The sequence below is a fragment of the Streptomyces sp. NBC_01717 genome, assembly GCF_036248255.1.
Lineage (GTDB): Bacteria > Actinomycetota > Actinomycetes > Streptomycetales > Streptomycetaceae > Streptomyces.
Window position 1 is genome coordinate 4,412,956 of sequence record NZ_CP109178.1, and the last position, 15,177, is coordinate 4,428,132.

The following is a 15,177-nucleotide window of genomic DNA, read 5'->3' on the forward strand; positions in this document are numbered from 1 at the left end:
AACCGTCCCGCGCACGGCGCCCACAAGCGGAACCGCACCGACATCCACGCCCCGCACCACGAAGGACCGGACGACCACATGACCAAGGACGTCATCGCCCTCACCCGGAGAATGCCCGACCCGCTGACCGTGCTCGCGGGTCTGCTCTCCGGAGGCCCCGACAAGCTGGTGGAGACCGTGGGCGAGGACGCCGTCGTACGGCTCTGCGACGAGGAAGGCCGACCTCTCGTCTCCGTCGAGGCACCGCTGCTCGTACAGGTCGCCGGCGAGGCCGAGCGGCTGCTCGGGACGACCGCACCCGCCGTCCCGTTCTGGTGGACCGAAGCGCGCGCCACCACCGGCGTCGAGGAGGCCGAGCGGCTCGCGGGCACCTTCGCGGCCCGCCTCATCAGCCTCGCAGGGGGCTCCGCCTGGCCACCGGAGGCCGCCCGCTCCGTCGCCGTGGTGAAGACCGACGGCGTCAGCGTCGCGCCCACGCCCGCCGCCGCCCAGCCCGCAATCGACGCGCTCACCGACAAGGTGGCCGTCGTCATCCAGGACCGGCCGGTGGTCGCCATGACCGCCTGGCTCTCCGACGCGTTCCGGGCCACCGCCGACGCCGAACTCGGCCTCCAGATCGTCACCTCCCCGGGCACCACGCTCTCCCCCGCCGTACGCAACAGCCTCACCGGCTGGCCGTCGCGCTGGGTCGTGCAGGACGAGCGCGACGGCTACTACGACGGCCTGTCCGGCGCCGTGCTGCGCTGGCAGAACGGCATGTTCGCACCGGTCGAGGCCGCCGACGCGACGCCCGACGACCCACGCACCCCGGTGGCCGCCTCCTTCAAGGAGTTCGCCGACACCGGCGAGCGCCAGCTCGCCATCTCGTTCCGCACCGTCCACCCCGCCGACGACCGGCTGGTCCTCGGCGGCGCCCTGGAATCGGTATGGCGCGAGCTCACCGGCAACCCCCCGGCGGGCTGGGGAACCGCCGAGCCCGCCAACCTGCCCTGGTCACTGCGCCAGCTCACCGATGTCGCCCACGACAGGTCGCCCGCGCCGACCTGGGTCGTGGTGGTCGGCAGCCCGGAGCGGCCAGGCCTCGCCACGGTCCGCATCAGCCGTACGACGGGGGGCGTGGAGGAGGACGTCACGCTGGCGTTCGGCTACGGGGCCGGCGAAGAACCACCGGTGGACGCCCTGCCCCGGGTCGCGGAAATCCTCGCCACCCGCCACCACCTGCAGTCGATGCTGATCCAGATCCGCAAGGCCCGACGCGACCTGGCGGTACCGCCCCGCTTCGAAGGCCCGGGCGTACCGGTGGCGTTCGTGCTCGGCGCGGAGGAGGTCCGCGAGATGCCCGGCGACCGCGCCCGGCGCACCCCGCTGTCCGAGCCCCCGGTCCAGCTCGGCCCGAAGACCCGCCCCGCGCTGTACTACCCGATGCCCGGCGACCCTTCGGACCTGTCGGGCTGGCAGGACTTCGAACGCCTGATGCGGCATCTGAAGGGCTCCTGACCGGTCTCCCCAGGGCAACTCACCCTGCGGCAGCACGCGCGCGCGGCGACCACCCCACCGGTCCGCGCCCCCGGCGATCCTTATCGACAGGGGCGCGACGCCCTCGCTTCACCACTCCGCTGACGGATGTTCATCACCGGTGACCAGCCTGGCCCTTCACTGTTTCCACTTGTGGAGGTACCCACACATGACTCGACCGGCCCGCCGCCGGGTCGCCGTCGCGGCAGTCTCGGCACTCGCCGTTTCCCTGCTGCTGCCGGCCGCGGCTGACGCCACCACCCAGTCGGGACCCGAGCAGGGTGTCTCCGGCAAGGTCGTCCGGACATCCACCCTCCCGGACATCCCGCTCGCCACCTTCTCCAACGCCCTGCTGCACCACTCGGTGGCCGACGACCACGGCGTCGACCTGGGCGGCATCGGCAGCGACCTCTTCCCGGCCGGGCGACGCGGGGAGTTCTGGACCGTCACCGACCGTGGCCCCAACGGCCAGATCAAGATCGACGGTGTCAACCGGCGGACCTTCCCGGTCCCCGGCTTCGACCCCGCGATCGTCAAGGTCAAGGTCGAGGGCTCCAGGCTCGAAATCCTCAAGGCGCTCCCGATCCGGACGCGCAGCGGCGCACCCGTGACCGGACTGTCCAACCAGAGCGGCCGTGACGAGAACCCGTACACCTACGACGCCTCCACCCCTTTGGGGTTCAACCCCGACGGGCTGGACACCGAAGGCATCGTGCAATCTCACGACGGCACGTTCTGGCTGGTCGACGAGTACGGCCCGTCACTCGTCCACGTCTCGGCGACCGGCCGGGTGCTCACCCGGTACGTCCCCAAGGGCCTGGCCCTGAAGGGCGCCGACTACCCGGTGGTCGAGGGCCTCCCGTCGGTCTTCCTCACCCGCAAGGGCAACCGGGGCTTCGAGGGCCTCGCCCAACTTCCGGGCGGGGACCTCGTCATCGCCCTGCAGAGCCCGCTGCTCAACCCCTCCAAGCAGGTCGGCGAGGCGTCGGGGACCACACGTCTGCTGCGCTTCTCGCCCCGCCGGGGCAAGGTCACGGCCGAGTACGCGTACGCCTTCGACCCGGTCGGCACGGTGGACCCGGGCGAGGACGACCCGACCGAGCTGAAGGTCTCCTCGGTGGTCGCGACCGGCCCGGACACCCTGCTGGTGCAGGAGCGCACGGACCGGGCCTCCCGACTCCACCGGGTGGTGCTGCGGCCCGGGAACAACATCCTGGGCACCGCCTGGGACTCGACCGCCACCACCCCGTCGCTGGAGGCACTGCCGAACCCGGCGGCCGCGGGGGTGCCGGTGCTGTCGAAGAAGCTCGTCGTCGACCTCAACACGGTGCCCGGCGCGCCGAAGAAGATCGAGGGCGTCGCCGTCGTCGACTCGCGGACGATCGCGGTCATCAACGACAACGACTTCGGCATGACCGACGGGGCCGGCGCGTTCGGCCCCGACGGCCGCCTCGTCGACAGCGGTGTGGAGACCACGCTGGTCCAGATCCGCCTGGACGCACGGCTGCGCTGAGTCCCCGGTCGCCGACGGCGGTCACGAGAGGTCCCGGCCCACGAGAAGTCCCGGCCCGCGCGCGGGCCGGGACCACGTGCCCGCCGGGACCGTCCCGGCGTCACCACTGCCAACTTTCACAACTGGCTTACATTTCGCTCCACTTGGCGTCAGACGTTCATGCGGCACGCATCCGCCGGTCAGCCGGTGATCATCATCGGCCGGGATCGTCCCCCCATGACGATCATCTCCCGCACCGCCAGGATCCGCCCGCCCGCCGCCGTGACGATCGCCCTGGCCGCGTCCGCGTCCCTCTTCGTCGGCACGACGCCCGCGCAGGCCGCGTCCAACGCCGTTCCGACCTACGAAGTGAAGATCAACCTCACCACCGCCGCACTGGACGCGTCGCACACCCCGCTCGCGGCCGTGAAATCCGCCTTCGGCATCACGGGTTCCGCCAAGGCCCGTTCGTACACGTACTACGACACCAGCGCCCAGGCCTTGGACACCCAGGGCTGGAGCGTCCGGCTCCGGCACAAGAGCGGCTCCTCGTTCGAGGAGAGCTACAAGAAGCGGTTCACCGTCACCGACGGCGACATCGACGGCGCTCTCACGACAGCCAACGCCGCCGGATTCGACGGCAGCGACACCAACTACGACGCCGAGGTCGACTGGGGCTACGCCAAGCAGACCCTCAGCTTCAGCAACGAGAAGTCCCACAGTGCCTCCGGCTACTCCGGCACGGCCATGCCGAGCAGCAGCACCGGTCTGAGCTGGCTGGTGAACGAAATCCCGGGCAAGCTCCAGGACTGGAACGCCGACAACTGGGGCAAGACCGCCCTCCAGGCCTCCCGGTCCCACGGTCCGGTGACCTCGCAGGTCTGGGAAGGCGCCTGGGAGGCGTCCGACGACGCCGGCATCGAGGTTCTCCCGGTCGTCGGGGCGAGCGGTTCGGGCACCGAGTACGTCGTCGAACTGTCCTTCAAGGCGGACAACTACGACGACGCGGCGAAGCTGCACACCGACGCCATCGACGTCGCGGAGTCCCACGGCTGGCTGTACCACGGCGACATCCTCAAGACCGGGCTGATCCTCGACCGCTACTAAGGGCTGTCCCGTCGGGCCGATATCGGGGTCGGCACGTCGCGGTGCCGGTGAGGCAGGCGCAGGAGCAGACCACGAGCCTGCGGCCCACGGGCCCACCCGGTAAAGGCCCGAGGCCGGCGCCGCGTCCTTCGGGGCCCGGGCCGCTCGCCGTAGGGTGCAGAAGGCGCCCGCGACGGAGACGCAGGTCGCCGTCAAACGCCATATGACTGATGGATGGGGCCACGTAATTCGTTCCGCATCCTGGAGCACCACGCCCTTCCCGGCGTCCCGCCGCCGAGTCGTCAAGCGCGTGGGCGCTCAGGCGTCCGGCCTCTTCCCGCGCCGGTCGTACACGGTCACCCGCCGCCCTCGGACCAGCTCGTCCGCCACCACCGTGAAGTACTTCTTCAGTACGGCAGTCTTCGCCTTGTCACGCCGCGCCGACACCGGCCGTGCCACCTCGGGCGCATCAGTGACCAGCAGGATCCGCTCTTGCGCCAACATCGCGGTCCGTATCCGGCCCGGACCGGTCTCCTCACCATTCAACGTCCCGGACGCCACGGGGCCCCTCGCCAGCGCGATGTCCCGCAGGCCGACGAAACCGTCGGGGGAGACCAGTGCAGTATCGCGCCGAGCCGCCGGTATGAAGAGCACTGCGTCCCCGGCCTTCTTCAACTGCCTCACGTGCGCCGCAACCGCCAGAACGTCATCCACGCGACTCGTCGGCGACCGTTTGGCCAGCGACTGCGGCAAGAGCGCCACCATCGCCGCCACCACCACTCCCAGGACGAGCCACCGCGATGCTCGCGGGAACCGCGGGCCGGTCGCCTCGACCGCAGCATTCAGCGCCGCGCCGAGCAGAAGGGCCAAACCCAACATGCTGAACAGCACATAGCGGTCGAGGAAGAGCGGCTGAATCAATGAGAGGGCGATCAGACCGACCTGTGGCGCTACCAGCAGCGGCAGAGCGACAGTTGCCAACGAGAGTCGACCCGTCCTCGGCCGGTCCAGCAAGGCCCCGACAGTACCCATTGCCAGTAGGACTGCCGGACCGATCATCATGTGCCACGTCAGCGGTGGGATCCAGGAAACCTGCTTGGACTGGCTCCGGCTGAACAGAATCAACGGCAATGCTGCTGCTATGGCAACAGTCGCGCTCGCCACCCAGGGGACCCACGTACTTCGCCCTGCCTTCGTCCAGATCAGGGTCATCAAGTGCGCGGGCAGAATGAGCAGTGACAGCCAGTTCAACAGCGCGCACACGAGGACAGCGCCTCCGTATGCCGCCCAGTGCACCGTTCGGCCACGCCCCTGCAACTGATTGACCAGCAGCAGTGTGGAAATACCGGCCCCCGCCGCGACAAGGGCATATGGGCGCCCCTCTTGGAGGTAGAACTGCACGGCCGGAAGCAACCCGAAGGCCAGTCCTCCTCCCAGGGCCGCCCAGGCCCCGGTCAGCCGCCGGCCGATGACCGTCACACATGCCGCGGCCATTGCCATCGCGAGCACGGAAGGCAGACGTAGTGTTGTGATGCTGGGACCGAAGCATTCGAAAAGTCCGTGCATCAGCAGGTAATAGAGCCCGTGCACAGCATCGACCTGCCCCAGCATGATCCAGATGTCCCCGACGGACCGTCCGGCCACCTGCCAGGTCGCGGCCTCGTCCCGCCACACGCTCTGTTGCCGGGACAACCCCCACAGACCGAAGACGAGGGTCGACAGAAACGGGATCAACCAGATGGGCAGACGGCGCCGGAGAATTGTTATGTGGCAAGCCATGGAGGCGGTCGGGTCCTTGGGGTGGCGGCGCGGACCGAAGTCAGAGTCCGGATGCATCGCAAGCGCGATCCGGAGGACGGTCGCGTGTGTGGAAAATGCCCCCGATCGACAGGAATTTGGATCGGTGGGATCCTTCTCCACTTCGGCCAGGGGCACTTGGCAGGTGATGAAGCCCGGCTGGTCCGTCCCGAGCGCGCGCGAGGCGACAGTCAAGCAACGAGAAGATTCTCATTGACTGCGAAGACGGCATCGCACCGGTCGCGGACGCGATCGTCATGGGTGGCAATAACAACGGCGCATCCGGAATCGCTCATCTCACGGAGGATGCCGATGACCGCCGTGGCATTGGTATGGTCAAGGGCTCCAGTCGGCTCGTCAGCGAGAACCAGGGCCGGCTGCTTGACCATGAGCCGGGCGAGCGCCACACGCTGCTGCTCCCCGCCGCTCAGATGATGGATCTTCTCTTCCTCTCGCCCCGCAAGACCGACGCGATCGAGGGCTTCGCTGATACTCACGCCGGTCGCGCCTTGCAAGGCCCGCCTCGGTTTGACAGCAACCCCCAGGTTAACGGCGACAGTGGCATTCTCGATCAGGGCGTAGTTCTGAAAAAGGTATCCGAGAACATCGCGACGGAATCGCCGGGTCTCGCCCCGCCCGAACCGAGTTATGTCCTTTCCTTCGTAACGAATTTCTCCCCCGTCCGGCTTGTCGAGGAGACCGATGCAGTTGAGAAGAGTTGACTTTCCAGATCCGCTGGGCCCGACAATAGCGACCATCTCACCACGATTAACGGTGGTGGTGACATCGGACCACAAGGTTCGAGTTCCGAATTTCTTGGACAGCTTCAAAATATCGATCACGACTGTACTCCTACTTGGACGGGGGATTTCATCTGCGCGGGACTCAAGTGGCGGTTGCCCCTTCCTTGACGATGCGCCGGTGAAACACTCCAAGAGCGAGAAGGACAGCGCAGAATTCAATGACAACCAGCCCGCCGATAGCGCTCAGGTCCAACACGGTAATCTGGACGGGCGGGAAGGGGGAAGGAATACCTCGAGAGGTGAATTCCTTGACGTCCTGATGCTGCTGCCACACCTGAATCGGCACCCACCAGGCAAGGAAAACTGCAACGAGACCTTCCACTGCGAGTACGAAACGGTGGGTTGCAGTGAATCTCCAACCGCTGATGTGCTGTGCGAACACGGCCTGAGCATTCTTGCGTGAGTGAATTATGCAGACCCCGAAGCCGGTAATGAGGAGCACGGCCACGGATGCAATGAGGTTGAAGAAAAGCAACCGAGCCTCGTTCACGGCTTCCCTCAGCCTCAGTGCAGCGTTCTGCCCCACTGGATTCACCGCTGCCACATAGGCTTGCAAACCATTTTTGTTTGCTTCAAGCGGTTTCAGGACGTCGCCAGGGTGAGGAAAGACGATCCCATCCTGCGTCGCGAAGGTGGTGTAGGCATCGTTGGTGAGGATATTCGAACCATTAGGGACCACGACGAGGACCGGATCGCGAAGCAAACTCCGATCATCGTCCGGAGTGTATGCGACATTGGGGCTTCGATCACCGGAGTTATACCCGAACACACGCTGACCGCTTTTGGCCTGGAGCGTCTCCACCTTGAGCCGCCGACGTACATCCGGATCCAGTCTGCCGAATACATCAGGGACCGTCGCCCTGATGTCCGACGTATGGCGTCCTAGAGTTTCGGGGATGATCAGCCGAACCGAACCGGCTTGTGCGTCCCTCTTGCCGCGCGGCACTGGCAAGTACCGCTGCCCCTTCAGCCCGAAGACCGGTTGTTCGTCGAGGAAGTTTTCATTGACGATGAGCATCTCGCCCTTGGGCAGGCGAGCTTTCGAGGAGATGTTCTGGAGATCTTCGCGCCCGGCAACAATGATCTCGCCTGCCGCATCGGCTCGCCGCAGCCAGCGCCCCACCTGCGCGACCACCGGCTTCGAGTCGCCACCCCAGCTGCCGTTGAGCCGGATGGTGACGGCATCACCCGCCTTGACATAGATGTCCTGGTTGTCCTGCCGTGCCATGACGTGCTGGCTCGCCAGTGTGACGTCCATGGCAAAGCCAAGGGCAAGCAGCACCGCGGGGATGCGCACCAGGTACGTAGCGACGAACGCCGTTCTGGCAGGCAGCTCACCCTTGAGGGCTCGCAGCACACCCACCCTGAAGGTGAGAGCGAGCGCAGCAGCATGGGCAACCAGCACGAACAGGATGAGCAGGCCGGCGAGGCACGCAGCCACCAAAGTGAACAGACCCAGCCAGGCGAGACCGTTGTAGAGGCCGAGGATGCCCAGCACCGCAGCCCCGACAGCGCCTGCGGCCAAGGTCCAAAAGGTCGCCAGCTGCCTGAGATCACGAGCAAGGAGATCCATGAAGGACTTGCCTTGCAGGCGTAGTACTCCATAGTTCTTGGCACCCAGCAGCACACTCGCGCCAGTCATGGTCACCGCAGCGAGAGCGACCACCCAGAAGGACCAGAGCAGATCATCGCCTGAGAAGAGAAGGGCCAGCTCGCTGTACGCAAGAGGATGCTGTGCACTTGCGCCCAAGCCTAGATCGGCGAACTCCGCCACCAACGCGTCTGCGGCTTCGGGCGATCCGAAGACGTAGTAGAAACCCCGTGGGTCACGCTGTCCGATCTCGACGATCGGATGCACATGTGTGGTCACATGCCCGCTGAACGCCGGGTAGCCCTCCTTCAGCCATGACGCTGCCTCGGATTTCGAATCACCCGAGGCCAGATACAGGTGCCGGTGGCCATCCGGATTCTTCACATCGGGTAGCTCGCGAGCCACGGCCACCCCGTACTCATCCGAGAATGCGGCAATCGCCCGAACAACCTGAGCGCCGCTCACCGAATCGTCGGAGTCGGACACCCAGATCTGAGCCGAACTGCCCAGCACCAACTCCTCGTCCAGTCCTCGAACGAACAGAAAGGACATCATCGCCGAGAAGACCAACACGGCGGCATGGACGAACTTGATACCTCGGTGGAGCATCAGTCACCTAGGCTCGGGCACTCCGGGAGCGCGCATTTCACGATAATTGAATGTAAAGACCTGGCTGCGGGGCGAAAGAACAATCCCGCAGCCAGGAGCAGCAGCTCAGGATTCAGCGCCGCGTGTACCAGGCATTAGCACGCCGGGTCGTAGTACGCCTTACTGACCGTCAGAGCCTTCTCCGCCGACGCCTTGGACCACAGCTTCTCCTTGGTGCAACCGCTCTTCGCCCAGTACTTTCCCTCGACTGACGAGGCGTGGTAATTGTCCTTGTGATAGTAGTTCGAGTACACGTAGTCGCCGCCAACGGCGTGACTCCATCTGCCGCCACCAGCGTCTTCGGAGACGGCCAGTGCGGGAGCCGCAGCGGCCACGATTATGAGGCTCGCGGCAGCAACAGTCTTAATTCCGTTCATCATCTTCATAATTGACTCTCTTTCGCATTTCGGTCTGGCTGGAATTTTCATCTCAGAGCACATCACAGAGATGACCGATAGGTCCCCTGCCCTCTGAAAGATATTGCTATCGATCGGCATCTTGCCAGACATTTTCCGCCTTAGCAGTTGTGTGCCGCCAAGTGCATCAGGAATGGCCGGCTCGCCCGGCGCCCGGCGCCCCACGCTGGGGAGAACCGCTCAGAGCTCACCCCGAGGGCCCTTTCCACATGGATTGCCGACCTCCGCGCGATGTGCGGTAATTTTGCTACGGCGTTCCGCCAAAAGGACGGACCGCGAGAAACAACTCAGGCAGCAACCCATGGAACGGGACAGATATGGGGGGCCATGCCTTCCGGGCACAAAGCCTTGATCACTGCCTTACGGATTGACCGCCATGTCCTCAGAGAGCACACCAAATGGACGCACAGCTCGACCGGTTCCCGGGCGCCGCTGCTCTGGCCGGGATGCTCCGAGGCCCACTGTTCCGCCAGAAATTCGTACGCGTCAGCGGTCTTCAGTTCGCTCCCGAAAACCGTGTGTGCGGCCCTCACTCCGACGATCCGGGCGCTGCGGAAAGCGACGGCCTCCTCAACGAGCTGTCTGGCCCGGGCCAGCCCTTGCTCATCTGCGTACAGGCCGAAGTTCAGCGTGCGCGTCCTCATTGCGTCAGCCCTTCACGATCTTCTTCTTGTCACAGTGCTTTGCGCGGTAGCCCTGGGGCATCTGGTCGTTGGCGTCCTTGAGAGCCGCCTTCCACGCGTCCGGCTGTGTCTTGGCCCAGCCGTGCCCGTTGAAATATCCATGGGCGGAGCTGTCTGAGATGCGCCACTTAACGCACTGCACGGTCGCATTCCATCCCCCTGCCGCCTGCGCGGGTGCGGCAACTCCAAAGGCGAGCGCAGCCGATATAGCAGCGGTGACGAGGCGGGAGACCGAAAGCATCTTGCGCATGTGTGTTTCTCCAGGAGCTCGACGTGCCAAATGGCAGGGGGCGGTTACGTTGCTGTGGCCCACACCTGCCCTGCTACTGCTAGGCACGTCAGATAGCGCCTCGGCCGCACAGGCCAGGCGAAATCTGAGAGTTGGTCCCCCTACCCCCTGGGTTTCACCCGCTGTCGGAGGTCAGCCGACCGGGTGAGCATGCCAAAACCTACGGGACGTGAAGGCCATTTATCAAGCGATCACCAATATTTGAATTCTCAACCTCGTTCCACGCAAGCGGACTTGGGTGTCCTCCCTGCGTAGGTAGTGCAATCTGCAACGAATTGATGGTTCATCACTCTGCACTCCTTCCGGCCAGGGGATCGACGTGATCGCCCTGTTCGGCGAACTTCCTTCCGCCGTAAGCGTGAACAACGGGGCTTGCTGTCCTGCTCATTCATCCCGACCCGTAGATTGGTGCAGCCCTACGCCAGGTGGCACCCGCCGGCACCGGCGGCTGACCCGCGTTCGGATTCCTTGGCCGCCGGGTGTGGCGGACGTCCTGGCAGTGTGTGAGCGGTGGCCCTGCCGGCCAGAGGCCGCTCTGCAGAGTCGGGGACCGCCGCGTGTACATCGCCGGCCAGGCTTCGGCGGGCCTACCAGGGTCTGATCGGCGGCGAAGCCCGATTCTCCCTTGTGGCCGTGCTCGGCGGCGGTCTCCTGGAGACGGACGTGTTCCTCGCCGATGAAGCCCAAGGAGCCAACGCAGTGGGTGCGCTTGTCACCGGTGAAGCGGCGGCTGGTGGGCTGTGCGCTCCTCACGGCGGGCTCGCCGGCAGCGCGCACGCGGCAGGAGGATCTCGTACTCGGTGGTGTGGAGCCGGTCCGGGTCGGGGCCTCCCTCGGCCACGTCCTTCTGGTCCGGCGCCCCTAGCGCTGGGCCCGCTCCGCCACTCCCCGGGCGGAGATCCCGAGTACCGGCCATGAGTCGGACTCCGGGTACTACCGGCTCCACCCCCGCCGTGGAAGTCCGCATCGGCCCGGCAAATGCCGAGAAGCAGCATCGACAACCCCGCTCGAGCCGGTGTGCCGGGGCGACGCCAGCGGCGTTGTCGGCGTCGACTGGGTTGGATGACGGAGCGCCTGGGTTCACTGTCAAAGGACACCCAGGTGCACGGGTCCCGGTCCGGGCCTGGCTTAGTCGAGCAGCGTCTCCCCGAGCCGTGATCCGCTCGCGAGGCCGAAGTCGGCGGAGCTGAGGGACTTGGAACCGGAGCCGGTGAGGCCAGACGAACTACCCGGCAGGGTCCACAGGCCTCCGCTGCGGTCGTTCTCAAAGGAGGCGGTCACCGCCAGGTCGGCCTTGCCGTTGTTGTTGTAATCGGCGAGCCGGACCTGGGCGCCGAAGAGGTCATCGGTCTCGGCGACGCCCGGAACGCCAGCGGTGTCCTGGGAAATGCGCACGACTCCGGACTGCGAGACACCAGAGGCGGAGCCGCGGAACACTGTCACGTCGCCGGCGTTCTTCAGGTCGCCGAGCCATTCGCCATTGGCGCCGACCACCAGTTCGGCCTTGCCGTCGCCGGTGATGTCGCCGATGGCTACCGAGGATCCCCAGTTGTCGCCGTCCTCGTCGGCGCCGGGGACACCGGTGCTGTTCTGGTGCAAGGTCACCGGGTCGCCGAAGCCCGTCCGGCTGCCGTACCGGACGGTCACGTAACCGGAGCCGTTGCTCGGGTCGTCGACGTAGTAGGAGTCGGGCCAGGTGAGGGAGGTGGCCATGTCGTCGAAGCCGTCGCCGTTGATGTCGCCGAGGGCGACCGCGGTGCTGCCGTCGTCCACGCGCTGTATGCGGTTCGGCCGGCCTTCCTGGCCTGTGTAGATGTCGGTGCCCGGGCGTCCGGTGCCGGGATCGCCGGTCACGGCCAAGTCATCCTTGCCGTCTCCGTTGACGTCGCCCACGGCTGCTTCCCAGTTGCGGAGCTGGGCACCCGGGACCGTCATGGTGTAGGCGGAGGTTGTCTGGCTCGCCCGGGAGTAGCCGCCCTTGTATAGGACGACCGCGTCCGGCTCGATTACGGCGAGGTCCGCGCCGCTGTCACCAGTGAAGTCCCCCACCGCCACGTCCAAGCCATGACTCTGCCACTGGTGTGGGTTGTCCACCGTGGTCGTGGTGCTGCTGGTGAACGGCTTGGTGCCGCCCCAGAGGATGGTCACGCTGCCCTGGCCCTCGTTGCTGGCCACATCCTCACCGTCGGCGCCCACGACGAGGTCCGCGTATCCGTCCGCGTCCAGGTCTCCGCTGGCGATCGACATACCGAAGCGGTCGCCGTCCTCCGGCGTCCCCGGAACCCCGGTCGAACTCTGGTTGAGCCCGACCCGCTTGGTGGTCAGACCGGTTGCGGAGCCGAAAGTCACGATCACGCCGCCCGCGGCCGGGGCCCCGTTGATGGTCTTGTACGGCATGCCGATCGCGAGGTCCCGGTGTCCGTCGCCATTGAAGTCGTCGGCGTATTTGGCGGGGGCGGCGGACGCCGGTGCCGCGGTTACAGCGGTGAACAGGCCACCAGCCAGCGCGGTTACGGTCGCGGCGGCGACAACGGTGCGGAAGGGCAGGGACATGACGGTCTTCTCCTTGGAGCAGTGCCGGGCGGTGCCGTAGACGAGCCAAGGGGTTGAAGGGTTGTACGAGACAGGGAGTACGTTTGCGCAACCTGACCGACGCGTCCGATTCCGCCGCCTTTGGGTCCGCGTCTATGGGCTCCCCTCACATTCCGCCCAGGCTGTCGGCTGACAATCCGGAGGGGACCGAGATCAGAGACCTTGTGGCGCGGGACACGCACAAGGGAGGCCCCAAGAAGCAGCTGCGCGAGCTGCGGCTCGTCCTCGGATGGGACATCGTCTCGCACCGGACCAAGGAGAACGGCGTCACCGCGGTGACCGATGAACGGCAGCGCCTGATCTAGTGGCTCGAGGCCGACTTCGCGGCCCTGCGCAGAAGAGCACCAACCCGGTACACCGATCCCGCCCGCCTTCATTCCCTACCTGATCGCGCACAAGGCACAGCAGGACGAACTACGGGAGGCAGCCGGCGAACTCTGGCAGGAGCACCAGGCCGTGTTCACCTGGGCCGACGGCCGAGGCGGGCATCGGTGACCGTCGCCTCTACGACGGGAGCCGCCACACGGCTGGCACGATCCTGAACGAGCTGGTCGTGGACATGCCCACGATCATGGAGATCCTTCGGCACACCCAGATCAGTCAGACGCGTCGCTACGTCAAGGGCCGCTCGCATCTCTCGAAGGACGCCATGCGTCGCATGGGAGACGCCTTCCTACCCGCTCCGGAACCGGCGCCTGAGCCCGCGACTGAGACTGAGAACCGCCGCGCGGCCCGCTCCCGCGCCCGCCGCCGCATCCGCTGACGACAAAAGCCCAGGTCAGAGCACATCTGACCTGGGCTTCACCTGAGCCCCCTGTCGGATTCGAACCGACGACCTACGCATTACAAGTGCGTTGCTCTGGCCAGCTGAGCTAAGGAGGCAACGCGCACGCCAAAGCCGCGCGCGCAAGTTCCCACACTCTACACAGCGGCCCACCTCCTGATCCACGACGTTCTTCCGCACCCGTGACCAGCCGGAAGTGCGAGATATCCGTCCCCCTCGAACTACTGACAGATTCTTAATGGCCAGGTAGCGTCGCTAAGGGTTCACTCAAGTGGACCAGACCACTCCCTTACTCGGATCGTCCGGCACGTTCCTGCCGGTGGAGGAGAAGATTCAGCATGGCCAGTGTCACGTTCGACAAGGCGTCCCGCGTCTACCCCGGCTCCACCAAGCCCGCCGTGGACCAGCTGGAGATCGACATCGCGGACGGTGAGTTCCTCGTCCTCGTCGGTCCTTCCGGTTGTGGCAAGTCGACCTCCCTGCGCATGCTCGCGGGTCTCGAGGACGTCAACGGCGGCGCGATCCGCATCGGTGACCGCGACGTCACGCACCTGCCGCCGAAGGACCGGGACATCGCCATGGTGTTCCAGAACTACGCGCTCTACCCGCACATGTCCGTCGCGGACAACATGGGCTTCGCGCTGAAGATCGCCGGTATCAACAAGACCGAGATCCGGGCGAAGGTCGAAGAGGCCGCCAAGATGCTCGACCTCACCGACTACCTGGACCGCAAGCCGAAGGCGCTCTCCGGTGGTCAGCGTCAGCGTGTCGCGATGGGCCGCGCCATCGTGCGTGAGCCGCAGGTCTTCCTCATGGACGAGCCGCTGTCGAACCTCGACGCCAAGCTCCGTGTCTCCACCCGTACGCAGATCGCGTCGCTCCAGCGCCGCCTCGGCATCACGACCGTGTACGTCACGCACGACCAGGTCGAGGCCCTCACCATGGGTGACCGCGTCGCGGTCCTCAAGGACGGTCTGCTGCAGCAGGTCGACTCGCCGCGCAACATGTACGACCGCCCGGCCAACCTCTTCGTCGCCGGCTTCATCGGCTCCCCGGCCATGAACCTGGTCGAGGTCCCGATCACCGACGGTGGCGTGAAGTTCGGCAACAGCGTCGTCCCGGTCTCCCGCGAGGCGCTCACCGCCGCCGCGGACAAGGGTGACACCACGGTCACGGTCGGCATCCGCCCGGAGCACTTCGACATCGTCGAGCACGGTGGCGCCGCCGCCAAGTCGCTCTCCAAGGACAGCGCCGACGCCCCGGCCGGCCTGGCCGTCTCGGTCAACGTCGTCGAGGAGCTCGGCGCCGACGGCTTCGTCTACGGCTCCGCGCAGGTCGGCGGTGCGGACAAGGACCTCGTCGTCCGCGTCGGCGGCCGCGCCGTGCCGGAGAAGGGCACCAAGCTGCACGTCGTGCCGCGCCCGGACGAGCTGCACGTCTTCTCGACCTCGACGGGCGAGCGTCTCGTCGGCTGACGTCGC

12 protein-coding genes, 1 tRNA gene and 1 pseudogene are annotated in these 15,177 nt (G+C 66.3%); 7 read left to right on the forward strand and 7 right to left on the reverse strand.

The features are described from left to right. Nucleotides 1–78 precede the first annotated feature (78 nt). From OHB49_RS19950 to OHB49_RS19960, 3 genes are all read left to right on the forward strand, one after another. The gene (locus OHB49_RS19950) at nt 79–1,497 is read left to right on the forward strand and encodes a DUF6177 family protein (protein ID WP_329161918.1); all 1,419 of its coding nucleotides are present in this window, start codon (nt 79–81) and stop codon (nt 1,495–1,497) included. A gap of 187 nt (nt 1,498–1,684) precedes the next feature. After that, nucleotides 1,685–3,028: an esterase-like activity of phytase family protein gene (locus OHB49_RS19955; protein WP_329161920.1), complete on the forward strand. Its 1,344-nt coding sequence runs from the start codon at nt 1,685–1,687 to the stop codon at nt 3,026–3,028. Nucleotides 3,029–3,244: 216 nt separating this feature from the next. Next, entirely contained in the window at nt 3,245–4,114 is an 870-nt protein-coding gene (locus OHB49_RS19960) for a hypothetical protein (protein ID WP_329161922.1), read from the forward strand. Nucleotides 4,115–4,411: 297 nt separating this feature from the next. Here the strand turns inward: OHB49_RS19960 and OHB49_RS19965 are convergent, their stop codons facing one another. The 5 genes from OHB49_RS19965 to OHB49_RS19985 form a co-directional block, all read right to left on the reverse strand. After that, nucleotides 4,412–5,872, reverse strand: a complete 1,461-nt coding sequence (locus tag OHB49_RS19965; protein ID WP_329166558.1) for a glycosyltransferase family 39 protein — start codon at nt 5,870–5,872, stop codon at nt 4,412–4,414. Nucleotides 5,873–6,081: 209 nt separating this feature from the next. Then, nucleotides 6,082–6,732 (reverse strand): ABC transporter ATP-binding protein, encoded by a 651-nt coding sequence (locus tag OHB49_RS19970; RefSeq protein WP_329161924.1) that lies wholly within the window; start codon nt 6,730–6,732, stop codon nt 6,082–6,084. A 43-nt stretch (nt 6,733–6,775) separates the two neighbouring features. Continuing rightward, complete coding sequence (locus OHB49_RS19975) at nt 6,776–8,893, reverse strand: hypothetical protein (RefSeq protein WP_329161927.1); 2,118 nt, start codon at nt 8,891–8,893, stop codon at nt 6,776–6,778. 134 nt (nt 8,894–9,027) lie between these two features. Next, entirely contained in the window at nt 9,028–9,318 is a 291-nt protein-coding gene (locus OHB49_RS19980) for a lactococcin 972 family bacteriocin (RefSeq protein ID WP_329161928.1), read from the reverse strand. A 678-nt stretch (nt 9,319–9,996) separates the two neighbouring features. After that, the gene (locus tag OHB49_RS19985; RefSeq protein WP_158711248.1) at nt 9,997–10,281 is read right to left on the reverse strand and encodes a hypothetical protein; all 285 of its coding nucleotides are present in this window, start codon (nt 10,279–10,281) and stop codon (nt 9,997–9,999) included. 742 nt (nt 10,282–11,023) lie between these two features. Here OHB49_RS19985 and OHB49_RS19990 point away from each other — a divergent pair. Then, on the forward strand, nt 11,024–11,185 hold the full coding sequence (locus OHB49_RS19990; protein WP_158711247.1) for a hypothetical protein: 162 nt from the start codon (nt 11,024–11,026) through the stop codon (nt 11,183–11,185). Between the two features lie 263 nt (nt 11,186–11,448). On the opposite strand, the gene OHB49_RS19995 is transcribed toward OHB49_RS19990, so the two are convergent. Continuing rightward, nucleotides 11,449–12,873 carry an integrin-like protein gene (locus tag OHB49_RS19995; RefSeq protein WP_329161929.1) on the reverse strand — a complete coding sequence of 475 codons (1,425 nt, stop codon included), beginning with the start codon at nt 12,871–12,873 and terminating at the stop codon, nt 11,449–11,451. 203 nt (nt 12,874–13,076) lie between these two features. Here OHB49_RS19995 and OHB49_RS20000 point away from each other — a divergent pair, with 203 nt between their 5' ends. After that, on the forward strand, nt 13,077–13,217 hold the full coding sequence (locus tag OHB49_RS20000) for a hypothetical protein (protein WP_329161930.1): 141 nt from the start codon (nt 13,077–13,079) through the stop codon (nt 13,215–13,217). Nucleotides 13,218–13,233: 16 nt separating this feature from the next. Next, nucleotides 13,234–13,675 (forward strand): annotated as a pseudogene (locus OHB49_RS20005) (tyrosine-type recombinase/integrase); the annotation flags it as partial. 45 nt (nt 13,676–13,720) lie between these two features. On the opposite strand, the gene OHB49_RS20010 reads toward OHB49_RS20005, so the two are convergent. Then, nucleotides 13,721–13,794, reverse strand: a tRNA-Thr gene (locus OHB49_RS20010). A 240-nt stretch (nt 13,795–14,034) separates the two neighbouring features. Between OHB49_RS20010 and OHB49_RS20015 the strand changes: the two genes are divergently transcribed. Then, nucleotides 14,035–15,171, forward strand: coding sequence for an ABC transporter ATP-binding protein (locus tag OHB49_RS20015; RefSeq protein ID WP_313938491.1), 1,137 nt, complete (start codon nt 14,035–14,037; stop codon nt 15,169–15,171). Nucleotides 15,172–15,177 lie beyond the last annotated feature (6 nt).